At 36.9% G+C, this 25,648-nt stretch carries 24 protein-coding genes; 18 read left to right on the top strand and 6 right to left on the bottom strand.

Annotated elements, in window-relative coordinates:
- Positions 1-115: 115 nt before the first annotated feature.
- Positions 116-502 (top strand): gamma-glutamylcyclotransferase family protein, encoded by a 387-nt coding sequence (locus AC0L6O_RS10750; RefSeq protein ID WP_473308447.1) that lies wholly within the window; start codon positions 116-118, stop codon positions 500-502.
- Here the strand turns inward: AC0L6O_RS10750 and porD are convergent.
- Positions 499-1,401 (bottom strand): type IX secretion system protein PorD, encoded by a 903-nt coding sequence (gene porD, locus AC0L6O_RS10745; RefSeq protein ID WP_473308445.1) that lies wholly within the window; start codon positions 1,399-1,401, stop codon positions 499-501. The genes AC0L6O_RS10750 and porD overlap by 4 nt on opposite strands.
- Before the next feature lies 1 nt (position 1,402).
- Entirely contained in the window at positions 1,403-2,611 is a 1,209-nt protein-coding gene (gene coaBC / locus AC0L6O_RS10740; protein WP_473308443.1) for a bifunctional phosphopantothenoylcysteine decarboxylase/phosphopantothenate--cysteine ligase CoaBC, read from the bottom strand.
- Between the two features lie 275 nt (positions 2,612-2,886).
- Here coaBC and AC0L6O_RS10735 point away from each other — a divergent pair, with 275 nt between their 5' ends.
- The 13 genes from AC0L6O_RS10735 to AC0L6O_RS10675 all read left to right on the top strand — a co-directional run bounded on the left by AC0L6O_RS10735 (position 2,887) and on the right by AC0L6O_RS10675 (position 14,594).
- On the top strand, positions 2,887-3,951 hold the full coding sequence (locus AC0L6O_RS10735; protein WP_473308441.1) for an SMP-30/gluconolactonase/LRE family protein: 1,065 nt from the start codon (positions 2,887-2,889) through the stop codon (positions 3,949-3,951).
- Between the two features lie 55 nt (positions 3,952-4,006).
- Complete coding sequence (locus tag AC0L6O_RS10730) at positions 4,007-4,636, top strand: hypothetical protein (protein WP_473308439.1); 630 nt, start codon at positions 4,007-4,009, stop codon at positions 4,634-4,636.
- 38 nt (positions 4,637-4,674) lie between these two features.
- Positions 4,675-6,381 carry a purine-cytosine permease family protein gene (locus AC0L6O_RS10725; protein WP_473308438.1) on the top strand — a complete coding sequence of 569 codons (1,707 nt, stop codon included), beginning with the start codon at positions 4,675-4,677 and terminating at the stop codon, positions 6,379-6,381.
- A gap of 12 nt (positions 6,382-6,393) precedes the next feature.
- Positions 6,394-7,866, top strand: a complete 1,473-nt coding sequence (locus tag AC0L6O_RS10720) for a mannitol dehydrogenase family protein (RefSeq protein WP_473308437.1) — start codon at positions 6,394-6,396, stop codon at positions 7,864-7,866.
- Between the two features lie 280 nt (positions 7,867-8,146).
- Positions 8,147-8,419: a hypothetical protein gene (locus tag AC0L6O_RS10715; protein WP_473308435.1), complete on the top strand. Its 273-nt coding sequence runs from the start codon at positions 8,147-8,149 to the stop codon at positions 8,417-8,419.
- A gap of 259 nt (positions 8,420-8,678) precedes the next feature.
- Positions 8,679-9,974 carry a sulfatase-like hydrolase/transferase gene (locus AC0L6O_RS10710; RefSeq protein ID WP_473308434.1) on the top strand — a complete coding sequence of 432 codons (1,296 nt, stop codon included), beginning with the start codon at positions 8,679-8,681 and terminating at the stop codon, positions 9,972-9,974.
- A gap of 75 nt (positions 9,975-10,049) precedes the next feature.
- A complete protein-coding gene (locus AC0L6O_RS10705) occupies positions 10,050-10,811 on the top strand; it encodes a YHYH protein (protein WP_473308432.1) in 762 nt (253 codons plus the stop codon).
- Positions 10,811-11,368 (top strand): toxin-antitoxin system YwqK family antitoxin, encoded by a 558-nt coding sequence (locus tag AC0L6O_RS10700; RefSeq protein WP_473308431.1) that lies wholly within the window; start codon positions 10,811-10,813, stop codon positions 11,366-11,368. Before AC0L6O_RS10705 ends, AC0L6O_RS10700 begins: the two co-directional genes overlap by 1 nt.
- Positions 11,337-11,981 carry an SCO family protein gene (locus AC0L6O_RS10695; protein ID WP_473308430.1) on the top strand — a complete coding sequence of 215 codons (645 nt, stop codon included), beginning with the start codon at positions 11,337-11,339 and terminating at the stop codon, positions 11,979-11,981. The genes AC0L6O_RS10700 and AC0L6O_RS10695 overlap by 32 nt, the downstream gene beginning before the upstream one ends.
- A gap of 573 nt (positions 11,982-12,554) precedes the next feature.
- The gene (locus AC0L6O_RS10690) at positions 12,555-13,265 is read left to right on the top strand and encodes a hypothetical protein (protein WP_473308429.1); all 711 of its coding nucleotides are present in this window, start codon (positions 12,555-12,557) and stop codon (positions 13,263-13,265) included.
- Positions 13,266-13,502: 237 nt separating this feature from the next.
- Positions 13,503-13,670, top strand: coding sequence for a hypothetical protein (locus AC0L6O_RS10685; RefSeq protein WP_473308428.1), 168 nt, complete (start codon positions 13,503-13,505; stop codon positions 13,668-13,670).
- A gap of 341 nt (positions 13,671-14,011) precedes the next feature.
- On the top strand, positions 14,012-14,251 hold the full coding sequence (locus AC0L6O_RS10680) for a type II toxin-antitoxin system RelE/ParE family toxin (protein ID WP_473308518.1): 240 nt from the start codon (positions 14,012-14,014) through the stop codon (positions 14,249-14,251).
- A gap of 10 nt (positions 14,252-14,261) precedes the next feature.
- Positions 14,262-14,594 (top strand): helix-turn-helix domain-containing protein, encoded by a 333-nt coding sequence (locus AC0L6O_RS10675; protein WP_473308427.1) that lies wholly within the window; start codon positions 14,262-14,264, stop codon positions 14,592-14,594.
- A 114-nt stretch (positions 14,595-14,708) separates the two neighbouring features.
- On the opposite strand, the gene ltrA is transcribed toward AC0L6O_RS10675, so the two are convergent.
- Together ltrA and AC0L6O_RS10665 are read right to left on the bottom strand one after the other, a co-directional pair.
- Positions 14,709-15,968, bottom strand: a complete 1,260-nt coding sequence (ltrA, locus tag AC0L6O_RS10670; protein ID WP_473302496.1) for a group II intron reverse transcriptase/maturase — start codon at positions 15,966-15,968, stop codon at positions 14,709-14,711.
- A gap of 361 nt (positions 15,969-16,329) precedes the next feature.
- Positions 16,330-16,494 (bottom strand): hypothetical protein, encoded by a 165-nt coding sequence (locus tag AC0L6O_RS10665; RefSeq protein ID WP_473308426.1) that lies wholly within the window; start codon positions 16,492-16,494, stop codon positions 16,330-16,332.
- 413 nt (positions 16,495-16,907) lie between these two features.
- Here AC0L6O_RS10665 and AC0L6O_RS10660 point away from each other — a divergent pair, with 413 nt between their 5' ends.
- From AC0L6O_RS10660 to AC0L6O_RS10645, 4 genes are all read left to right on the top strand, one after another.
- Positions 16,908-17,489, top strand: coding sequence for a Crp/Fnr family transcriptional regulator (locus AC0L6O_RS10660; protein ID WP_473308425.1), 582 nt, complete (start codon positions 16,908-16,910; stop codon positions 17,487-17,489).
- 62 nt (positions 17,490-17,551) lie between these two features.
- Positions 17,552-17,965, top strand: a complete 414-nt coding sequence (locus AC0L6O_RS10655) for a DUF5367 domain-containing protein (RefSeq protein WP_473308424.1) — start codon at positions 17,552-17,554, stop codon at positions 17,963-17,965.
- 405 nt (positions 17,966-18,370) lie between these two features.
- Positions 18,371-20,383: a PHP domain-containing protein gene (locus AC0L6O_RS10650; protein ID WP_473308423.1), complete on the top strand. Its 2,013-nt coding sequence runs from the start codon at positions 18,371-18,373 to the stop codon at positions 20,381-20,383.
- Entirely contained in the window at positions 20,364-20,660 is a 297-nt protein-coding gene (locus AC0L6O_RS10645; protein WP_473308422.1) for a hypothetical protein, read from the top strand. The genes AC0L6O_RS10650 and AC0L6O_RS10645 overlap by 20 nt, the downstream gene beginning before the upstream one ends.
- 296 nt (positions 20,661-20,956) lie before the next feature.
- On the opposite strand, the gene AC0L6O_RS10640 is transcribed toward AC0L6O_RS10645, so the two are convergent.
- Positions 20,957-22,384, bottom strand: a complete 1,428-nt coding sequence (locus AC0L6O_RS10640) for a TolC family protein (RefSeq protein ID WP_473308421.1) — start codon at positions 22,382-22,384, stop codon at positions 20,957-20,959.
- On the bottom strand, positions 22,377-25,634 hold the full coding sequence (locus tag AC0L6O_RS10635) for an efflux RND transporter permease subunit (protein ID WP_473308420.1): 3,258 nt from the start codon (positions 25,632-25,634) through the stop codon (positions 22,377-22,379). The genes AC0L6O_RS10640 and AC0L6O_RS10635 overlap by 8 nt, the downstream gene beginning before the upstream one ends.
- Positions 25,635-25,648 lie beyond the last annotated feature (14 nt).

The raw sequence follows: 25,648 nt of genomic DNA, 5'->3' as shown, positions 1-25,648 counted from the left end.
AGTCCCGTAGGGACGAAACATCGGTAAAAAACTCAAAATCTAGTTCCCATGTTTTGGCGGACTTTTTTGCTTAAAAAGCAAAAAGTGTGACAAAACTTTCACTCAAATATAAAAAATGTCTTTCCTCTTTGTTTATGGCACTTTGATGAAAAAATGCAAGCCAAATGACTGGTCGGCTTTTCTTCAGGAAAATGCTAACTATATTGGCGAAGCTACCACCCATGGCAAACTATATAAAATTGATTTTTATCCTGGAATTGTAAAAGGGAAAGGAACAGTCTATGGCGAAGTTTATAAACTCCATAAGCCAGAAAAAGCCTTGCCAACGCTAGATGAGTATGAAGATTTTTTACCCGAAAATTTGAAAAACTCACTTTATTTGCGTGAAAAAGCCGAAGTTAGGCTCATAGAAAACCAAGAGATAGTGGATTGTTGGGTTTATTACTTCAATAGAGACACCACATACTACCCAGAAATTAAATCGGGTAGATTTTCCGACTAACCGTTTATAATCTTTCTGTAAACTTCTGTTTTGTCTGGGTCTAAGCCTGAGAGCAGTAAAAAGGCTTTTTGTTTTTCGTTTTTGCTTCCTTCTGAGAATATATTGACCAATTCTTGAGCTTTGGCGTCAAAAAAAGCATTTATCAATACTGAATTTGGGCGAAGTGTTACAATGTTCTGTATTATTTCTAATAGTTTCAAAATCTCCTCTCTCCCCTTTTCTGGCTCTCTACCAAAATCGTCAAGAACTAGTCTGTGATATTTATAGAAACTCTCACGATACTGATTCATTTGCTGGTTTTGAAGGTTCTCCACCAAAAAATACCTGTTCCTTTTTGAGTTCTGAGATTGTGACCAGCCGCCTCCTACATTACTTGCTAGGTTTACCAAATTAAACAAACGCTGTATGTATGACGACCCACCTAACTCGCTAAAAGAATCATAATCTACCGCCAAAGCCATCAAACTATAATAGGCTGCCAAAGCTGTAATGTTACTACTGAAAGTTTGTTCATTAAAAACCATTTGACGCTCTACTGGCTGATAAGAGAAAGAAAACTCTTGGTCTACGTACTGAAAAGTTACCGACTTGTAATCTGTTCCATAAATAGGTCTGGTTACTTGAAATTGAGCATTGCCACTAAATACGTTTTGAGAAGTAGACTGAATAAGTGTTACTATTAAACTACAGTCAATTTTCTCATTTTGATTGAAATTATCTGTAGACCAACGCGTATTATTCATGAACTGCTCTAGTTGACTTTGCATTTCTTGGAAAAGGCCAGGCTCATACTGTATGGTAGATTTCATTTGCTGATAATTAATCTCCACACGAGCGTTTAACTCCTGACTTAAAGCCGAAAAACTAATTAAAGACAGCAACAGTATTTTTTTCAACATCTTATATTGGTCTGTTTTTGAGTACTTCTTTCACTTCATTTAGAATATCTAAGGCCACCTCATCTTTTGACTTTAGTTCATATTCTTTGAGCACACCACCGGTATGCACAATTTTAATTTTGTTGGTATCATAACGGAAACCAGCTCCCTTATCTTGTAAAGAGTTTAAAACGATAAAGTCAAAATTCTTCCTTTCTAGCTTTTTGGTGGCATTTTCTAAGGCATCGTTTGTTTCTAAGGCAAAACCCACCGCTATTTGATGGTTCTTCTTGAGTTTACCTAATGTTCCTGCTATGTCAAGCGTTCTTTCTAAAGGAATGGTCAGGTCGTCATCTTTCTTTTTTAGCTTTATGTCTGACACATTCTTTGCCGTATAGTCTGCTACGGCAGCTACGTAAATTATAATATCAGCCCCTGCAAAAAGACTTTTTGTGGCTTCAAACATTTCCTTGGCAGATTTAACAGCTGTCATTTCCACATTTAAAGGAGCCTTAATATTCACTGGTCCTGAAACCAAATTTACCCTTGCACCAGCGTTTCTAAACGCTTTGGCAATTGCATAACCCATTTTTCCAGAAGAATGATTACTTATAAACCTCACAGGGTCAATAGCCTCTTGGGTGGGCCCTGCAGTTACCAAAACTCGCTTATTTTTTAGCAGGTCGTCAATACCAAACTGAGTTTCTAAAAATTCAATGATATTTTCAGGCTCCGCCAATCTTCCCTGCCCTACTAAGCCACTGGCCAATTCGCCAGATTCTGCTTCAATAATGCGATTTCCGTTTGACTTTAAAACCTCCATGTTTTTTAAAGTACTACCATGCTTATACATATCCAAATCCATAGCTGGAGCAAAAACTACTGGACATTTTGCCGATAAATAAGTAGCAACTAATAAATTGTCGCAAATGCCATGAGCACATTTTGCAAGGGTATTTGCGGAAGCGGGTGCTATCAACATCAAATCAGCCCAAATACCTAAGTCTACATGATTATTCCATTCACCTTGGTTTCCTTTCACAAAATCGCTTAATACTGGATTTTTTGACAAGGTTGACAAAGTTAGAGGGGATATAAAGTCTTTGGCGGCAGCTGTCATGACTACCTTTACTTCGGCTTCTGCTTTCACTAACAACCTAACCAAAAAGGCCGCTTTATAAGCTGATATACTGCCCGAAACGCCTAAAATTATTTTCTTTCCTTTTAGCAATTCCTTAGTTCAATGATTTAAACAAAATTAGCCTTTTCGCTCTATATTGACCTATCTTGTTTAAAATACTCTGAATACTTTCCTTCAAAGTTTTCCTTAAAACGATATATTCCATAGTTTTAGCCAATGAAAAAGCTCTTCTCTAAACTTAATTCTTGGCTGCTTACTGCCAAAATTTTAAGCTACAGTTTTTAAGGCATTTAACACATATATAAAATGAACTACGCTTTTGGTCGCTTAGAAGAGATATTTCAGGACAACCTTAAATAACAAAAATGAAAACATTACTAAAGGGCATAGGTGTACTATTAATATTATTCATTCTGTGCGTTCTCTATATTGTAAAATCTAGTGGAGCATTCAGAAGTATAAATCCACATTTTGATGGTCAAACCGAAGTGTTAGAAAGTCCAGCTGGTGTTGAAGACATCACTATTGACCAATCAAACGGACAAGTCTTTATGTCGGCCTCAGACCGAAGAGATTCTTCAAAAGCGGGAGAACTTTACACTTTTAACGTCTCGGAGGCTTCTCCAATTTATGTATCGCTTGGTGCGGCTAATTTAAATCCAGAATTCAGGCCTCATGGTATTTCACTTTTAAAAAAGTATGGAAGAACGTACATTTTTGCTGTTTCGCATGAAAAACAAGCCGACTATATTTATCGTTTTGAAATAGAAAACGACAGCATTATCAATCAAAAGAAGTTTGATAATCCTGAGTTTCTAATTAGCCCGAATGATTTAGTTGCTTTAGATACCTCTACCTTCTATTTTACAAATGACCACGGTATGAAGCTAGGTTTGGAGCGAACTATAAAAGATTTCATGTTTGATAAAAATGGTTACGTGGTTCTTAATAATAATGGCAACTATTCAAGAGTAAGTCAGGGAATAGCCTACCCAAACGGCATCAATGTGTCGCCAGATGGGAAGTACCTATATGTAGCCAGCACTACGGAAGGAGTGCTTTATGTGTATGAAAACAATACCTCTGGCGAGCCTTTAAAAATGGTGGATAGTCACTATGCTCAAACAGGCCTAGATAATATAGAATTAGATGCTGACGGCAATTTACTTATTGGCTCGCATCCACAATTGTTAAAGTTTTTGTCGCATAAAAAAGATGCTGCTAATAGAAGTCCGTCTCAAGTGCTAAAAATAGTTTACCTGCCTGATACTGATTATAAGTTTCTTCAAGAAGAACTATACCTTGACAATGGCGACCCTCTTTCAGGAAGTACTGTTGGAGCCTTTTACCAGTCGGAAAATGGTAAAAATGATTTATTTGTAGGTTCTGTTTATGAGCCTAAAATATTACGATTACATAGAAATTTGTGAGTAACTGATTTAATAAATAGCGTATTTGAATAAGTTTAATTCTTAGAGACAAAAAATGAACAAAATAGAACCATTTAAAAACATAGATAAGGCCTTACATGCACTTGATAATGGAGGTCGCTTTTACAATCTCTTAACTCAGGCAAATGATGGATTGATTGTAGAAGCTGAATTAAGCAAAGTTGCAGGTCTGTTCAATAATAAGCAGCAAATGATGCTGTTCCTTGATATTTCGATATCTAAGCTAGATGATGAAAAAAAAGAAGAAGTTATTTCTAAACTTGAAATAGAACTAAGAGAGGCCTATTTGAAGTACAAACCCCTTCATATCATACCATCTCAAGCTTACACCAGAGGGAAATTAGGCGAAAACACAATTATTACGGGAACACCAACCCTAAAAGAGTCAAAAGATGAGCTAATTGGCTTTATTATGATTCCAATACTTTCGGGCGAAGTAACTACATTTTCCATGATTCCTTTGATAGATTTATATGACGTATATGAATTAAGGGATGAGCCATCAGACACAAGCTTTCTTATAGCTCATATTAAAGACAGGGAAAAACTTCCGAACAGAAAAATAAGAGTAGCCGGTGTTTTGAAAGAGTTAAAATCAGACATAGACGAAAAAGTTGCTTCTAAAAGGTTTTTAGAGGCTGTCTATCATCAGGAGATTGACTAGATTCTCACCATTTAAAACCTTTACCTACAAAAAAACTTATGAAACAAAATTATGACCTGGCCGAAATAGACGAGGAACAACTACCCGTTCCTATACATAAGCTTCATAGCTGGACACACTTTGCAGGTTTATATGCAGCCGAACATGTGGCTGCCACAGAGTTTGTTATCGGAGCTACTTTTGTAGCACTGGGAGCTAAAACCATGGACATTATCTTGGGTTTGCTCATAGGTAATGTCTTAGCCGTTTTGAGTTGGACACTTATTACTTCTCCCATTGCTGTTGACACACGCCTAAGTTTATACACTTACCTAAATAAGATTGCGGGTAATTCCATGTCTAAACTTTACAACTGGGCCAATGTCTTAATTTTCACGGTAATATCTGCCGCCATGGTGACGGTTTCTGCCACCGCAGTGCGTTTTGCTTTTGATATTCCTGCTCAGTTAAACTGGTATCCTACCAATGTTTGGTTTGTCCTTATTGTTATTTTAGTAGGCTTATTTGTGGTATTTATTGCCATTTATGGCTTTGAAGCTGTTTCTGAATTCTCTGGAATATGTGCCCCTTGGCTCTTTACCATGTTTGCCAGTGGAGCTTTGGTGCTTATGCCTGCATTGTCTTTAGACGTTTTAGGAAAAACACTGCCAGGTAGTTGGGCTGATTTATTAAGTATTGGCGACCAATCTATCTGGACAGGGGTAAACAGCCAAGGAGAGCCTGGAATAGGCTTAATGCAAGTGATAGGTTTTGGCTGGGCGGCTAATACTATTACCCACTTTGGCTTGATAGACATGGCTTTATTACGCTACGCCAAAAAGAAATCTTACGGACTAGCTACCAGCACAGGAATGATGTTTGGTCACTTTATAGCATGGATAGCCGCCGGAATTATGGGAGCTGGTGCAGCAGTCATTTTAGGTAAATCTATTTTAGAATTAGACCCAGGAGATGTTGCTTATTATGCATTAGGCTGGTCAGGTTTTGTGATTGTGATAGTGGCAGGCTGGACCACCGCCATCACTAACCTTTATAGAGCAGGATTAGCGGCACAGGCTGTTTTTAGCAATTATTCTAGACGAACCACTACGATGGCCGTAGGAGCAGCTATGGTTATTATTGGCTGTTTCCCATTTGTGTTTTCACAAATATTGCCACTCCTTACCTATGCAGGTTTATTGGTAGTACCTGTAGGAGCTATAGTCTTTGCAGAGCATCAAATATTTCCTAAAATTGGCTATACGAGATACTGGTCAAAATATCAGGACTATGCTTATAGCACACCCGCTATTGCCTCTTGGATTTTGGGTCTTGTTTTTGGTTTTGGTCTCAATGTATTAGACGTCATGTCTTTTTACTATCTATTTATTCCTACTTGGTTTTTCACCATTATAGTTTACACGCTTTTAGCAGGTAAATACGGAGCTAAAAAGGCTTTCCCTGAAGCTGAAGCAGAGGAAAAGGCCTTCAATGCGAGTGTAGATGTATATCATGAAAAAATGGCCCAAAATGAGCCTGAGCTCATCAAAGACACTTCTCTTTTCTCTAAATTCTTAAGTATTACTGCTTTAATAGCTTTAGGTATCACCCTTATCTTGGCAGGAAATGTACTTTTTGGAAGCAAAGATGAAAATATCTATATCGCTAATCGTGAAATATTCTACTTCTATGGTTTCATTTGCACTGTGGTTTACTTCATCACGGCATATTGGTCTATGAAAAGAGGTAAAATGACATCAGTTTAAATTTGTACAGAAATGGAATTAAATCAAGAAAATCTCGCTAGGCTCTCTTCTCAAATTTCTTGTCCTACCTACGACAGGAAAAAACTAAAAACAGGCATTGTGCATGTGGGTGTTGGTGGTTTTCACCGCTCACACCAAGCTTATTATATTCATCAGTTATTGGAAAAGCACAATACCTTAGATTGGGGTATTTGTGGCGTAGGTTTACGCGAAGGCGACAGAAACATAGCCCAAGTTCTTAAGAAACAAGATTACCTATATACGCTCATAGTACAGCACCCTAGTGGTGAGGTCAACACGGAAGTTATAGGGTCTATGAATGACTTTATATTGGCCGTGGACACACCAAACTTGGTCATTGACAAGATGGCTCATGCAGACACCAAAATTGTTTCCTTGACCATTACAGAGGGTGGCTATAATTTTAATCCAAGCAATGGTGAATTCAATTTTGAAAACCCTGATATACAGCACGAGCTGCAAAACCCAGACAAGCCTAAAACTATTTTTGGTTACCTGGCCGCGGCATTGAAAAAACGAAAAGAAGCAGGACTGCCTCCTTTCACAGTATTATCATGTGATAACATTCAGCATAATGGAGACATGGCAGCCAAAATGCTATTAGCTTTCGCCCAAAAACAAGATGCAGAACTAGCAACATGGATAGAGCAGAACGTAAGTTTCCCTAATACCATGGTAGACCGAATTACGCCAGTAACCACCTCCACAGAGATGGACTACCTGCAAAACACTTATGACCTTAAAGATGAATGGCCGGTAGTTTGTGAGCCGTTTATTCAGTGGGTGGTGGAAGATAAATTTGCAAACGGAAGACCTCCACTTGAAAAAGTAGGCGTTCAATTTGTACCAGACGTGAGTCCGTATGAAACCATGAAAATTCGTCTATTGAATGCTGGACATTCTGTTTTAGGCATTACAGGAGCTATTCATGGTCACGCTACCATTAATGTATGTATGGAAGATGCCGTTTTTGCCAAGTTTATGCGTCAATACATGGACCAAGAAGTTACTCCTGTTTTAGGCACGATAGAAGGCATGGATTTGGAGAAATACAAAGACAGCTTGGAAGAGCGATTTGCCAACCCTAATATAAAAGACAGTGTAGGGCGTATATGCTCAGAAAGTTCTGCTAAGCTTCCAAAGTTCTTGATTCCTACCCTTCAGGAGAATTTGGCGAGTGGTGGAAGCATTGATTTTGCCACCTTTATTTTGGCGGCATGGTGTTATTATAGCGACAAAGGCGTCAATGAGAAGAATGAGCCACTAGAGATTCTAGATGCTATGAAAGACGAACTTCATGAGGCAGCAAGTGCTACCAAAGAAGATTCGCTAGCCTTTCTAAAACTCACCGAATTGTTCGATAATCTAATTGATAATAAACGCTTTACAGACAAATATACGGAGTACATTCAGAAGATTTATAAAGAGGGAGGTATTAAAAGTTTGATGGAGGGGATGTGCTAGATGTTTGATGTTGGGTGTTCGATGTCGGGTGTTATTACTGTTCGCAGCTCTCCGATGCCTCCGGCGTCGGTGTGGCGATAAAAAGCCTCTGAAAAAGATGGGAAAATAACTTGTTTAGCATTTTTTACACATTAAAATCCTGCCTTTTAAGTGGGATTTTTTTGTTGCTTTGACCGAATAATAAGTTTTCATACTATACACTCAAAGCAAAGACACTTTGCTTTAACTTGGTGGAAATTATCCAAATAGCTCCTAATTACTCATCCAAATTTTCATCACCATGAAAAACAAAAAATATTTAATCGTAATCCTTTCAATTGTTTTAATGTTCTCACTTTTAGCATGTGCCCCAGAAGGTCACTCTAGTAAAGAATACGGTTTTTTCGGTGGTATCTTGCATGGCTTATGCTTCCCCTTTGCCATACTAGGGAAGATATTTGGAAGAGATGTAGGAATTTATGCAGAAAACAACACCGGATTCTTCTATTGGATAGGTTATGTAGTTGGCCTAAGCGGACTAGGTGGAGGAGCATCCGCTAGAAAACAGAATTAAAAGATTGAGCAATTCAGCAATGTTTAGCTCTCCGATGCCTCCGGCGTCGGTGTGGTGATAAAAAGCCTCTGGCTTTAATTTTCTACTACTCAAAAAGCGGCTTAAATCTTATGGACTTAAGTCGCTTTTTTTATCGTTTGGGTATTTTAAAATGCCATTCCATATTCCCTATTCTAAATTCTCTAGCTAGAACAATGCAGGTGCTTAATTAAACCTATCCTAAAAAAAGGAGTCTTAGCAAGGAATCAATTTCCTTTAAATGGTATTTCGACATATCCTTTCCGCTCTATTTTTGGCAGTTTGCTTATTAAGCTGCAATAAAGATTCTCTCAAAATCGCTAAAGAAACTAAACCTTCAAGACCCAATATTTTACTGCTCATTGCAGACGATATGGGAAAAGATGCCACTTTCGGATTTTCGGAGGGCAGTGTTAAACCGAACACACCGAATATCAATAATTTAAAAGCCTCAGGCCTAAGTTTCAGTAACCTTTGGGTAAACCCCACCTGTTCGCCAACACGGGCGTCTTTATTAACTGGTAAATATGGCTACAGAACAGGCGTAAAATGGGCGGGCGACATCCTTTCTGACACTGAGATGGTTTTACAAAACTATATCAATCAGCAAACCAATAATGCTTATGCCACGGCGGTGGTGGGCAAATGGCATTTGTCAGGAAACAGCCCAAACATAAACCCAGAGTCCTTTGGTATAGATTATTTCTCAGGAATAGCCAGCGGAACAGTACCGGATTATTATAACTGGCCCCTGAGTGAAGATGGCTCTTCTTCTACTCAAACAGAATATTCGACAGAATACCTCACAGATTTGGGCATTGACTGGATAGCGAAACAAGAAAAGCCATGGTTTATGTGGATGGCCTATAATGCCCCGCATATCCCTTTTCATACTCCGCCTAGTCATATGCATTCGCAAGGAACGCTGCCAGAATTCACAAACGGCATGGATGGCACGCCTTATTATATGGCGGTTATAGAAGCCATGGATTTTGAAATAGGTAGGCTGATAGCGGCTATTCCGCCAGATGAACTTGAAAACACCATCATAATTTTCTTAGGCGACAATGGAACACCGAATCAAGTTGCTCAATTTCCATACTCTAACCGGACAGCGAAGGGTACCTTATATCAAGGAGGCATTAATACACCCATGTTTATTTCAGGAAGTGGTCTTACCAGAACAGGCATTGACGATAACCTAATTTGTGGTACTGACCTCTTTGCGACTATTGCTAATTTGGCTGGGACAGAAGACAAAGAAATAAACGACAGCAAAAGCTTTGCCTCTTTACTTACATCTTCTAGCACCATCCGAGACTTTCAATATACTGAAATGGACGATGGTAGAACTGATAGCTGGGCTATTCGTAACAAAACCTATAAATTGATTACAAACGCCAACGGAAATCAAGAAATGTATAATCTACTCACTGACCCTTACGAAACCATTGATTTATTAACTGGAACACTCAATAGCAATCAGTTAGCTTCAAAAACAGCATTAGAAAATGAGCTGCTTCGAATAAGAAATTAAGAAAAAAATGGTCATCTGGATTAAACCTAGAACCAAAACTCACGTCTTACTAACCTATTTGAAAAAATCTCGAAAATGAAATTTAATAAAAGCTACAGCTATCTAACCATACTCTCTTTTTTCGTATTTACAAACTGCAGTAAAGATGAGGACATCGCTACGCCTTCAAACCCAGGCGGGAATACAGAGGTTCCTGCGGTATATTCTAAAATCTATGGAGCTACCAGCATTACAAGTGACGGCACGTATGTAACTATTAAAACAAATGGTACGCCAGACCATAAAAGTGTGTATTACCCAACTTCAAGTGCTTTATACGAAAACTTTAGCGGTACCACCTTTGATGGAATAAATTTCAGAAAAAACCCAAATACCATTTCCTCGTTTGATTATTCTTTTAAGATTCCCTTAAACCCTACAGTAGCTACCAATCATGCTGCTACACCTTTAGGAGCCATTGGCGTTTCTTTAAACGGCGTTCCTTTTTTCAATCAATACGCTGGCCCAAATCAACCACTTACTGATGAATTCCAAAGCTTTGATAAATATTGGGGACACCCGACTGGAAACGGAACCTTCCATTATCATATAGAGCCACTTTACCTAACCACCGTAACAGCCACCAAATCTGCTTTACTTGGTTTTCTTTTAGACGGTTTTCCAGTTTACGGACCTGAAGAAGATGGCTCGGAAGTGACTGGTTTAGACCAATTTCATGGTCATGCTCATGCCACTGAAGATTTCCCTGATGGCATTTATCATTATCATGTAACAAACTCTGCTCCATACATAAATGGAAATGGATATTATGGAACACCAGGAACTGTGACCCAATAATGAGATACTTTTTTTTAAGTGCTGTGGTGTTATTGCTTTATGCTTGTAAAACGGAAATACCTGATACGTACATTCTGAAATCTGCGGCTACTTATACAGACAATATACTTTATCTGAATGAAGAAAAGTATTCGGGTTACGTTTACGAATTAAATCCAACTACTGGTGATACTCTTCTTATTGAAAGTTATTTAAATGGCTTGAAAGAGGGTATTGCAAAAAAATGGTATGACAATAAAAGTTTGATGGAAATCCGTCATTACGCTAAAGGTGCAAAAAACGGACAGCAGGTAGCCTTTTTTGAAAATGGAAATAAGCGTTTTGAATATACTGCCCAAGATGATGCCTACGAAGGAGAAATGAAGGAATGGAATAATACAGGACTGCTCATTCATTTGGCCAACTATACCAATGGACAAGAAGAAGGCACTCAAAAACTATGGTATGATAATGGAAAAATTAGGGCTAATTATGTTATTGTAGACGGTAAGAGATTTGGATTATTAGGAACAAAAAATTGTGTCAATGTATCGGATAGCGTTTTTATTAGTAAGTAGTATTTGGCTTTTAAGCTGTCATGAAAAAGAGACAAAAGGCTCAGCCTTGCCGTATTATAACGACCCCACTTTTACGCCAGTTTTTGTCAATGAAACTTCTGATGTGTCAGCGGAAATAACACATACCATTGGCGATTTTGAGTTTTTAAATCAGGACAGTGCTTTGATTGACCAAAGTATACTTCAAGATAAAATTCACGTTGCCAACTTCATCTTTACTTCCTGTGGCGTCATCTGCCCTACCATGACAGAACACATGAAAATGGTGAGTGATGAGTTTAAAGACATCGTTCTTTTATCGTATTCGGTTACGCCTTGGATAGACACGCCAAGTGTATTAAAAGCCTACAAGAAAAGTCACGAAATAGAAAACGACAACTGGCAATTTCTTACGGGTTCAAAGTCTGACATCTACGATTTAGCCAGAAAATCCTATTATGCCGAAGAGGATATTGGCTTTAGCAAAGACAGCACTGAATTCTTACATACAGAGCACTTCATATTGGTAGACAAAAGCAAAAGGATTCGCGGTATTTATAACGGCACTTTGGCTTTTGAAATGGAACAGCTAACTGAGGACATTAAAACTTTACAAGAAGAAGAGCTAGATTAAAAACCAAAACAGTGCCCAAAGTCAAAGACTAAGGAGACTGCACTCTAAACTAAAAAGAAATGTAAGATTTTTGGGGGCTTAGTTCCAACCACCAACTAAGGCTTGGTATATGCATTCATTTGTTGTTTTTTACCAGGTCAAATTAGATGCCATTGCATTTACTCTCCGATGCCCACGCGGTTGGTATGGTGATAATAAGCCTCTGGCTTTAACTTTCTACTACTCAAAAAGCGGCTTAGCTCCTATGGACTTAAGTCGCTTTTTTCGTTTGAGCATTTTAAAATGCAGTCTATCTCTATTTCCAAAAAGCATCTTTCAATATTCTAGCTAAAACACTATAGGTGCTTAATTAAACTTTTTCTAAAAAAAGTAGGCTTAGCATTTACTTTAAATGGTATTCCGACATATTCTTTCCGCTCTTTTATTAGCAGTTTTCTTTTAACCAAGAATAAAGTATCTCTTTAAATTCAGTTTAACATCAATACCCCAAAAGCCTTTATTTTCCTTTAACTTAGGGTATCATATACGGTGGACATGGTTAACGTGAATTATATCTATTCTTTAAGACAACAAATGAATATTTTTAAGAGTATCTTCAAAAAATTATCAGCCAGATTAAAAACATCTGCTGAAAGAAATTTCATTGCCATTGTGGACAGTTTGCCGCATGAACTAAACTCGAGTAAAGAATACACTAAGAATTGCTCTGATTTTCATTTTTCAAATTGGGAAGAATTTCCAGAATTCCGATTCGTAATGTGCCGTCTTCCCAAAAACTCGTTGGAGAAATATTCTAATCGAACTATCAACAAAAAATTAAGTGGAATACAAGTTTACTCGAATAAAAGTAAAGACTATATCGACATTGAATTATTGATTCGCAATAATTACATCTCTGGAGTTAAAGTTCCGAATCATGATTTAAGATCTTTGGACACTACTCGAATTGATTTAAATAAATTAATTATTAATGAATTTGATTTTCCCGAAGAAGAAGTCGACCGAATTTATAAGTCTCTTCCGGATTCAGTCAAAGATAAAATAGTTCAGAGTGAAATGATGGAACTTGAATTTGAGAACAGAATATTCTTCACCATTTATGATTTAGAAGATGGTAATTATTTAGCTATAGATAAAAATCATAATGTCTATTCGCTTATTCATGACGCAAACCCCACATCAAAAAAAATGAAAATTGATTTAAAATCGCTCATCAATGACCTAACGTCTGACAATTTCAATATATCAGAGCACTTTGATGAGAGATATAAAAACAGTGCTTAACCCACAACGCTCCGAAAAGTCTTCTGACTTTGCTGAAAATGTCCATCGGTCTTTATACCACTATTATACTAATTTGCTCTATAAATTAAGTTTTGAAAGAAGGTTTCATCAAATCACACAATTAAATCCAAAAGCCATTATTTTCCTTTAACTAAGGGTATCAAATTAAGATGGATATGCTTAATATGTGCTAGATAAACGGAATTTATCAAGATATCAAAAACAGTATTCTAAAAGATGAAGAAACGAACAGCATCTTTAATAATAGGAATTGGAATAGCCTCTATACTCGCTGGTATTTTGGGGGCATTTCGTAGCGGAGAAATGATAGACGCCGTGAGCGGAGTTTTTATAGGAGCGGCACTAATTGGAACGGTAATATTTGAACGAAATAAAAATGAATAAACACACTCGCCATTCTTGACCGAAAAATAAATTCTTTTGGCAGTCCGCTTTAATTTCTGGAACTTCACTTATTAGAGGTGGCACTTACCAGACAACAAGCATTTACAGGTGATATATAAGCGATAAAGACGCACCTTGTGTTAATAAAGTGGTTCTATACTAATGTTGCCTGTAATGTAAAAAAACCACCCTTAAGTTTCCATATAACTCAACTTTTAATTATCTTTGTTCAGACAAAAATAGACTGAATGGACAAAAAATTTGAAGTCGTATTTCTTGAGGAAGCTATTGACTTTATCGATTCTTTAGACCTAAAAGCTCGAAAGAAAATATATTAGAACATTGATAAAGCCAAAGACGTAAACGACCCAAAGCTTTTCAAGAAATTGACAAATGAAATTTGGGAATTCAGGACAAAATATAGCGGACTTCAATATCGGCTATTTGCATTTTGGGATAAAACTAACTCAACTGAAACCTTAGTTATTTCAACTCACGGAATAGTTAAAAAAGTGGATAAGGTCCCTCAAAAAGAAATTGAAAAAGCATTAAAAATAAGAACTGAATATTTTGACCTTTAATACAGAAATCATGGAAACAAAAAGAAAAAATATGAAAATGATGACTCTGGATGAACTTAAAGACAGAGACATTGGAAAAATGGGTACACCTGAACGTGATAAGTACGAGTTTGACTTAAAAATGGAAGTACTTGGAGATATGATAAAATCTGTAAGAAAAGAAAGACACTTAACTCAAGAGCAATTAGGTGAACTTATAGGTGTTCAAAAATCCCAAATATCTAAACTTGAAAGAAACACAAAGAACGTAACAATCGAAACAATTTTAAAAGTATTTAATGCTCTAAAAGCGAATGTTAAGTTTACAATTCAAGTTGACCGCTCTGACCTGAATATTGCATAGAAAATAGAAACACTACAGGCAGTCGAGTAGATAAGGGGATTTTCACCCCTTACCTCTCACAGAACCGTACGTGAACCTCTCGATTCATACGGCTCTTGTTGTACGGTCTTGGATTTAAGTTCTTACAAACTTGTATCCCAGATGCCAATGGTAGAACAAATATGGGAAGGAGACAATTATTCTTCTCAGCCAGTTTACGGCCTTGATTTTACTGCCTTTGAATCCCTTATATTTGTTCAATATCCATTTGATGATTCGGTGGTGAAGATGGTAGAATACTGGAGTTAAACTCTTTTTGCTCACTTTTCCATAGTAATTAATCCAACCTCTGATTTTCGGATTTAGCATTAATGCCAAATCTTGAATCGTACTTTGACTTTTCTTATGAAAAGCTAATTCTCTAAGTGTTCCAAGTATTCTTTTCTTAGATTTTCTACTCATTTTGCAATCAAATTGCTGGAAACTCCCCCCTCTTTTGAGAGAGATTTGAAGTGGCTGAAAACTAAAGCCTAAAAAATCAAATTGTACGGGATGGCCTTTCAGATTTCTCCCAGATTTCTGGCAGTAAACTATCTTCGTTTTCTCTGGATGTGCTGTAAGTTTACAGACTTCCAGACGATGTTTTAGGCTGCTTAAAACCTCTTGAGATTCTGTATAGCTTCGACAATGTATCACCACATCGTCCGCATACCGTACCATTGGCACCTTGGGATGGAACTTCATTAACCATTTATCAATACTATAATGTAAATACAGATTTGATAACAAGGGGCTGATTACACCCCCTTGTGGCGTTCCTTTCCCTGATGGATACCTATGACTTCCGTCTTCTAGTAGAATGGCACTTTCTAACCATCTCTTTAGATACATTAACACCCACTTTTCTTTGACATGTTTCTCTAATGCTTTCATAAGCAAATCGTGATTCACATTCTCAAAAAACTCTTGAATGTCTAAGTCTATAACCCAGGGGTATTTCCGCACATTTTGACGTACTTCTCCTACTGCATCATGAGCACTCCTAGCTGGTCTATAACCATAAGAGCATTCTAAAAACTCATCCTCCAGTCTTGGCTCCAAGTAAGCTCTCAGCACTTCTTGTGCTATTCTATCACTTACCGTCGGTATACCTAAGGGTCTTTGCTTGCCTTCTCCCTTTGGAATTAGAACACGCTTAACCATAGGCGGAAAATAGCTTCCAGAGGAAAGTCTATTCCAAATCTTATAAAGTTCTTTATTACGAACTTTATCAAAATCTCCCAAACTAACTTGGTCTACTCCCACCCCTTTTCCGTTCTGCCGAATCTTCTTGTAAGCTGCCCATACCATCTCTTTGGTTATGGGTATCGACTTTGCTTTTTCTTCAAAAATCATCCTTAAATTACTTAAGTTGTTCTTAAAAATTAAACTGTACAACTGAAGTCCTTTGCTCCATGCTCATTACAAGCATTTCTTCGCTACTACGACTTCATCCGCCACCTGTTGCAACTTTAGTAATCACCTTGCAGATATTTTCCGCTTGTGTTTTCCTTTTCGTATTTGCAGCAGGCTTCCTGTGGTTCTTAATTAAAGCCTAGGTAGAAGTCATGCCTCCTTAATGACGGTTGCCATGTAATCAGTAATCAGGTAACTTTTACACTTATCTTCGAGACCTCGATATATCTCTAATTTTGACAACTACTTGGTCTTTTCGCCACTTCATCGAAAGGTTCGCTTTCGCTCATCTCTCCTACCCTTACATGACCGATTTTTCGGCCTTTTCTTCTGTCGCTTCATGCACCAAAGTTACCTCTGGCACATCACAGAAGTCGTTTGATAAGTGAACCTGAATTCCCTTACCGGAGGGCCTACCTCCATCTTTAATTAAACTACACAGCACACATTGAGTAGACGGCTCCATCAGTTAGAACTGATGGAGTACACCTCTGGTACACCAGCCCGGTCAGACCACAATTCCATTGCGGCAATTCCATTGTGGCCTACGTCCGGCAGACTAGGTGTCCCCGTTTTAAATCTCTGGTTGCAAGTGTTGATAATAATCCAGCATACTTACATAAACTCTTAACCTTAAATTTCAAGTGTGATGGTTGTCTTTTATCGGAAGATATCTTTCTAAAAAAACAATAAACTCAATCGCTATTCATGACCGAAAAATAAATGCTTTTGGCAGTACGCATTAATTTCTGGAACTTCACTTATTAGAGGTGGCACTTACCCGATAAAAAGCATTTACAAGTGAATATATAAGCGATATAGATGCACCTTTTGTTAATAAAGTGGTTCTATACTAATGTTCTATGCCATTGAAAAAAAATGACAAATCAGTTAATTGAATATATATCAAAGTTCATTCAACTTGATGAAAAGGAAATTAAAGCCCTTTCATACCGAATCCACATTAAGAATTATAAGGCAGGAGATGTACTTTTAAGAGAGGGGGATGTTTCTAAGGTATCCTATTTTAATATAAAAGGATGTGTGAGGCTGTACTACCTCGTTGATGGGGAAGATAAAACAACATTTTTTTATACTGAAAATCGTTTTATATCCTCAATGCGAAGTTTTACTACAAAGATTCCTTCAAATCATAATTTAGAGTGTATAGAAGATTGTGTTTTAGCAGAAATACCATATGATGTTGAAAGAGAGTTATTGATGAAATTTCCAAAATTAGAAAAATTTGCTCGAATTTCTTTAGAACAAGAATTAGCTAATTATCAAGAGATTTTATCATCTTACATTATTTCTAATCCTGAATTACGGTACCAAAGTTTGCTGAAAAACCATCCTGAATTACTCCAGAGAGTTCCACTTTATCACTTAGCTAGTTACATAGGTATAAAAGCAGAAAGTTTGAGTAGGATAAGAAAACGGATTAGTAGAAAGACTTCTTAACTTAAGTCAATTTCTTTCTAAAAGATGATAGATAATTTTGCTTCGTACTAAAAAAAAGAGTTATGAATTATCAAAATTTCAGTTTAATATTTGGATTTTCCGTTTGGTTGGTAGCAACTTTAATCTTTAGAATGTGGGGGAATTCTTTCTTTATTATAGAAAACACTTTTCTTTTAACGGGCTTCTTTTTAGGAACAATCCCAATATTGTATCTTTTGGTAAAATGGGTGTTTAATAGATATAAATTAACAGGAAAAAACAGACTTCAAAGCACAGTCTTAATGACAATACCAGGAATGATTTGTGATGTTGCCTGTCTGAAATTTCATAATATCGTTTTTCCGAAATTAACAATTGAACAAGCTATTGTACTCGGAGCTTGGATATTATGGGCATACGTAACCGTATTACTTATTGGGTTAATGAAAAATAGAAATGAAAACGCCATAGAATCGAGTAGCCCGACCCATCAATAGAACATAATTGGCTGGGGCTCTGGTACGTCAGCCTGGTCACACCACAATTCCATTGTGGCAATTCCAGTGCGGCCTACATCCGGCAGACTAGGCGTGCCCGTTTTGAATCTCTGGCTGTAAGCGATGGTAATATTCCAACATACTTTCGTATCCACCTAACCTTAAATTTCAAGCCTGATAGTAGTCTTTTATCGGAAGATATCTTTCTAAAAAAAAACAATAAACTCACACACTCCTCATTACCGAAAAATAAATGCTTTTGGCAGTACGCATTAATTTCTAGAACTTCACTTATTAGACGGTGTCACTTACCCGATAAGAAGCGTTATTAGCGATATAGACGCACCTCGTGTTAATAAAGTGGATCTATACTAATGTTGGCAATAATTTAAAAAACATACATAATTGAAAAAAATTGATTTCCATATTCACACCGTTCAATCTGTAAGCGACAGACATTTTGAATTTGACATAGAATCACTCCAAGAATATGTAAATCTTCTTAAAATTGATTGTATCGCTATTACTAATCACAATTTGTTTGACAAAAACCAATTTGAAGAAATATGTAGAAAACTTGAAATTAAAGTTTTCCCTGGAATCGAAATTGATTTAGAAGGAGGTCATTTATTATTAATATCTGAAAATGATATTCTTGATGATTTTGCTTTAAAATGTAAGAAAGTAAAAGACCTTATTCCTACCAAAGACGATTCTATAAATTATGAGCAATTAATTGATATTTTTCCAAATCTGAAAGATTACCTTTTAATTCCTCACTATGATAAAAAGCCAAACATTAAACCCATCACCTTAGAAAAATTAGGAGATAACATCATTGCAGGAGAAGTAACTAGTTTAAGAAAATTTAAAACTTGCATAAAAGAAGTTGACAAACTTACACCTCTAATTTTTAGTGATTGCAGATTTGTTGAAAATATGCCTTCATATCCAACAAGACAAACTTATGTTGATGTTGAGGACACAACACTAAATGCTATAAAAGGTTGTTTATATGATAAAACTAAAGTCTTTCTTTCAGAAGAAGATGGAAATGACTTTTTTCAAGCGACTGATGATGGAATTATGTTGTCAACAAGTTTAAACGTAATCGTTGGAGGTCGTTCTTCTGGTAAAACATATACACTCGACAAAATTTGCGAAAATTTTGATAACGTAAAATACTTAAGACAATTTTCTTTACTACAAAATGATAAAGAGAATTTCAAAAAATTAGTTACAACAAGACACAGTTTGGTTACTGAAAACTATCTTAAAGAATTTAAAGATGTTGTTTTAGACGTAAATGAAATAGATTTAAAATCTAATGAAATTTCGCTCGACAAATATTTGAAGTCTCTAAAAAAATATGCTTCTGAAACGAATAATTTAGATACATTTTCTAAATGCAAATTGTATAATGAAACTAAATTCACACTTGATAGTTTAGAAAATCTTAAAAAGCTAATTTCTGCTACAGAAACTTTACTTGAAACCAACGAGTATAAAGACATAGTCAATAAACACGCAACAGATATTAGTTTAAAGAATTTAGCTGTTGAACTAATTCAAAAGTACAATGAACTTTATGAACAAAATCTAAAAAAAGATTGGACAAATAATTTAATAGAATCTATAAAAGATAGTTTGAAGTTTCGTTCTACAACAACATCAATTGAGGAAGTAGATTTTTCAAAAATTCAATCAGAAAAAGTTAAGGTTCAAAAATTTATTCAGTTGGTTAAAAATGTCCAATCAGAAAAAGTTATTGATAGTAAAGAAATACGAGGTTTTAAAGTTTTAGCAAAAACCAAAAAATATACAGGAGCCGGACAATTAAGAAAGAAAAGTAAAACTACTTTTGGTTTTAGTGATGCGTTCAATAATTACGAGTATCCATATAAATTTTTAATTTCTCTTCAAAACGTAGGAATTGCAGAAACTGAATTCTATAAATATTTTGTAGATATCGATTACAGAACATTAAATAAACACGGCTATGAAGTTTCAGGTGGAGAGCGTTCTGAATTTAATTTACTTCACGAAATAAGTGACGCATTAAAACACGATTTGTTATTGATTGACGAGCCAGAATCTTCTTTTGATAATATTTTTCTTAAAAGTGAAGTAAACGAATTAATTAAAGAAATATCAAAGGAAATTCCAGTAATTGTTGTTACTCACAACAGTACTATCGGAGCATCAATAAATCCTAATCACCTTGTATTTACGCAAAAAACTGTTAATGCAGGAAATGTAGACTACAAAGTGTTTTTTGGTCATCCAACTAGCAAAATATTAAAAAGTGTTGGTGGAGAAACAATTAAAAACTTAGATGTACTTCTAAACTGTTTAGAAGCAGGAGAAGATGCTTATAACCAAAGAAATATAACGAATTATGAAATTCTTAAAGATTAATAATAATCAAGCCTTTTTCCTAAAAGATAAAGCGGAACCGGAAAATTGGACTGAAATTGACAAAATAGAAAAAGAAGATTTAATTAAACTTCTAGATTTCGCAATTGAAGAAGATTTTGAAATGGACGTTTATGATGAAAATAATTTGGCGAATAAAGCACATCAAATAATCTACAAAGGTATTTATGAAAAGCTTAATACGTTCTTAATTAATAAAGACCGCTTTAAGGACGAAACAGAAGCAATTTATAAAGAAGCTTTGGAAAAATATCAATAAAAAAACTACCGCCGATCGAGTAGACGGCTCCACCTTTGTAACTGATGGAGTACGCCCCTGTCTGCCGACAGGCAGGTCTCACACCAATGTACGTACGGCACTTGGCGTGCCCGTCTGTATACGGCGGACTAGGCCACCCCGTTATGAATCTTTGATTGTAAGCTTTGATAATAATCCAACATGATTATATAACCTCAACTAAATGAGCCTAATAATAAAACCAAAACAGTCCCCAAAGTCAAAGACTAAGGAGACTGCACTCTAAACTAAACAGAAATGTAAGGTTCTGTAATGCCTTATTCCCATCCACCACCTAAGGCTTGGTAGATGTTTACAAAGGCATTCATCTGTTGTTTCTTGGTTTCTACTAATTCAAATTTAGATTCTAAGGCATCGCGTTGAGTTAATAAAACTTCCATATAATCTGCTCTGGCAGACCTAAACAGCCTATTTGATATATCAATAGACTGTGTTAAGGCTTCTACCTCTTGAGCTTTCAAATCGTAACTCTTTTTCAGATTATCAATTTTTGATAGCTTATTTGCCACTTCTATATAAGATTTAAGGAGCGTTCTCTCGTAATTATAAATAGCCTGAATTTGCGAAGCATTGGCATTATAATAAGTGGCCTTAATGGCATTTTTATTGACCAGCGGCCCCACCATATCCCCTATCAGCGAAGTCATCAAAGACTGAGGAATTCTGGCTAAATATAAAGGATTAAAGGCCTGCAATCCCAAATTAGCAGAGATACTCAATGAAGGATAGAAATTGGCCTTAGCCACTTGGATATCCAGTTTGGCAGCAGCCAGTTGAAGTTCTGCTTGCTTAATATCAGGACGATTTTGCAGCAATTCAGATGGCATTCCGGCATGAACTCCGTCGGTAGTTAACTCATTAAAACCAGTAGAATTTCTTTCAATAGGCTGAGGATATCTACCTACCAAAAAGTTGATTCTATTCTCGGTTTCTACTATTTCCTGCATGATATTGAACTGCAGACTTTTAGTACTAAAAACCTCTGCCTCAAACTTTCGCACCGCTAGCTCCGTAACACGAGTAGCTTCTTTTTGCATGCTAACTATTTTAAGAGCATTATTCTGAATCTCAATATTCTGCCTAACTATTTCAAGCTCATTATCTAAAGCGAGAAGTTCATAATATGAGTTTGCTATTTCGGCTATAAGGTTAGTCACCATGAAGTTTTTACCTTCTACACTGGCCAAATAACGCGTTAAAGCGGCCTTTTTCGCATTACGGAGCTTATGCCAAATATCCACTTCCCAAGTAGCATATGCACCCACGCCAAAGTCTGGCAATGGGTCTGGCGTTTCTCTGCCCGGTTTTATGTCTGTGGTAGCCTCACTAGAACCTTTGCTGGTATATCTCCCTACTTTGTCAAAACCTGCTCCACTGCTAATGTCTACAAAGGGCATGTACTCCCCTTTCCTAGCCATCACTTCATTTTGGGAAATTTCTATCTCTTGCAAAATAATATTTAGCTCTTGATTATTATTTAAAGCCGTATCAACAAGGGCTGTTAAGTAAGCGTCATGGAAGTATTCTTGCCATTTAAGCTTCCCGGAGTTTGCTGTATCCTGTGAGTCATTAAAACTTGTAGGTACGGATTTATTGACATTCTTTTCTATTAAAAGTGGGGTCTTACAAGCCGTAAATGCCAAAGACAAACTTGCTAAACCAATATATACTAACCTTTTACTCATTGTCTTCCTCTTTTTTATTTGTTAAACCTAACAGCTTTTTAAGCTTCGCATTGGCTTTACGGATATTGCTCAAAATTTTACTTTCCTCTTCCATTGACCTCACAAAATTTTCAGACAATGACTCATTAACCTCATTCTTAATCAGCTGTTTACCATCGGCCAAAGTGCCAAAAATGTAATACAAACCTGGAATGATAATAACTCCGATAAGCGTTCCGAAAAGCATACCACCCATGGCTGAGCCACCAATGGTTTTATTACCAATAGCACCAGCACCATGAGCCATCACCAGCGGAATCAAACCCGCCACAAAAGCAAATGATGTCATCAAAATAGGCCTAAATCTTACTTTAGCTCCTTCAATAGCCGCCTCTAGAACACTCATTCCTTGCTGTCGTTTTTGAACGGCAAACTCTACTATTAGTACGGCGTTTTTTCCTAACAAACCAACCAGCATAATAAGCCCAACTTGGGCGTAAACATCATTTGCCAAACCCATCATTTTTAAAAGAAGGAACGAACCGAATATTCCGATAGGAAGTGAGAGAATAACAGCTAGTGGTAATAAGAAGCTCTCATACTGAGCTGCTAGCACCAAATACACAAAAATCAACACCACCAAGAATACATAAATAGACTCATTACCGCGGTTAGACTCGTCATAAGAAAGCCCTTCCCATGCTATATCATAACCTTTTGGTAGTGTTTCTTTGGCCACTGTTTTAATAGCCGCTATGGCATCACCCGTGGTATATCCTTTGGCAGGCTGCCCCTGAATAGAAGCTGAGTTATACATATTATATCTCGTAATCTCGTTTGGTCCCTGCTTCTTTACTATTTTCATGAAAGAAGAATAAGGCACCATTTCCCCATGGTCATTTTTGACAAAGAGGTTCAAAATATCAGAAGGAAGCCTTCTGAATTCTGGAGAAGATTGCACGTAAACTTTAAAGAAACGTCCAAAACGAATGAAGCCTTGCTCATAGGTACTACCAATCAAGATGTTCAAGTTTTCCATGGCATCGCCAATAGAAACGCCCTTCTGCATCGCAGTTTGATTGTCAATCTCTAACTCATATTGAGGATAATTGGCAGCAAAGAAAGTAAACAAGCCACTTAGTTCTTCACGCTTTTCCAGTTCCGCCATGAAGTTTTTATTTATCACATCAAACTCCTGATAATCAGTTGAATTAGTTTTATCTAAAAGACGCATAGAGAAACCTCCAGAAGATCCAAAACCAGGAACAGCGGGTGGCTCAAAGTATTCAACAATAGCACCCAAGTCTCTTGTTTTCTCTTCTAGTTCTTCAATAATCTCATGCACCGTATGCTCACGTTCATCCCAGGTTTTAAGATTAATCAAACAGGTACCTGCGTTTGACCCTCTACCTTCTGTCATGATTTCATATCCGGCCAATGAAGATACAGATTCCACTCCTTCAATATCTTCACAGATTTTTTGAAGCTCAAGCGATACCTTATTAGTTCGCTCTAATGTAGCACCAGGAGGTGTTTGAATAATGGCATAAATAGTACCTTGGTCTTCCCCAGGAATAAAACCAGCAGGAAGCACTTTATTGACATAAACTATTCCCAAACCAAAGGCAAAAAGAATAACAAATGTGAGTAAACGCTTATTGACAATTACCTTTAACAGACTTACATACCTACCTGTTAGTTTATCAAAAGCATTGTTAAACTTATCTAATAGCCAGTCTATTGGTGACTTTTTCTTTGGTTTACCATGATTGTTCTTCAAAATCATACCGCACAATACCGGCGTTAATGTCAATGCCACTACAGCCGAAAGGATAATAGCACTAGCCATAGTAATAGAAAACTGACGGTAAAATGTACCCACCGGACCAGACATGAAAGCAATAGGTAAAAACACCGAAACCATAACCAATGTGATGGCGATAATGGCACCACTAATCTCGCCCATTACTTTTTTAACGGCGTTATAAGGAGAAAGGTGTTCTTCTTCCATTTTGGCATGGACGGCCTCCACCACCACAATGGCATCATCTACCACAATACCAATGGCAAGTACTAAGGCAAAAAGAGTTATTAAATTTATGGAGAGTCCAAACATTTGCATGACAAAGAATGCCCCGATAAGCGAAACAGGCACCGCAATGATTGGAATCAAAGTAGAACGCCAGTCGCCTAAGAAAACAAACACCACTAAGGCTACCAATATAAATGCATCACGCAGGGTATGAGTTACTTGCTCCACGGAAGCATCTAAGAACTTAGACACATCATAAGAGATTTTATAGTCAACACCAGGAGGGAATATTTCTTTCATTTCCTCTAGTTTACTTTTCACATCTGCTATTACTTCCGTGGCATTGCTTCCAAAGTTTTGTTTCAAAACAATGGCCGCAGATGGATGCCCGTCAAGATTAGAGTAAATATCAAAAAACTCACTGCCCAGCTCTACTTTTGCTATATCCTTCAGTTTTATACTTTCACCCTCTGAGTTGGCCCTGATTATAACATTGTCATATTCTTCAGGCTTATTGAGTCTCCCTTTGTATGTCAAAACATATTCTAAAGATTGAGCTGCTATACCAGAACTTTGCCCAATTCTGCCCGGACGCCCAATGATACTTTGCTCTGCAAGAGCCTCCATAACCTCTTCTGCCGAAATACTATAGGCACGCATACGGTCAGGATTTAACCATACACGCATGGCATACTGTCTGCTACCCAAAATCTGTGTTCTTGCTACACCATGAATCCTGTTTATTTCAGGAATCATATTGACGTTAGCATAGTTGTACAGAAATTTTTCGTCCAGATTTTTATCAGTACTATAAAGGTTAACGTACATCAACATACTAGGTTGAATGGGTGTAATCACGACACCTTCTCGTTGAACCAATTCTGGCAATAATGGCATCACTTGGTCAACCCTCGTTTTCACCCTAATGACCGCCAGATTGGGGTCTGTCCCGGGTTCAAAAATAATCCTGAGGGTAGCTTCACCAGCACTAGTGGCATCTGTGGCCATGTATCGTACATCTTGAACACCGTTAATGGCATTTTCTAGGGTAATCAAAGTTGATTTCACCAAAATATCTGCACTTGCACCCGGATAAGCTATAAATATGTTTACAGTGGTTGGTGCAATTTCCGGAAATTGTGATTTTGGCAATTGTTTTATTGCCAGAGAGCCTGTAAAGAGAATGATAACCGAAATTACGATTGCCAATACAGGTCTGTGTATTATATTACTAAACATAATTCTTTTCTATA

Source organism: Arcticibacterium sp. GJ41-1 (assembly GCF_055808875.1).
Note: the sequence above shows the minus strand (reverse complement) of the source record. Positions and strands in the feature narration are given on the sequence as shown.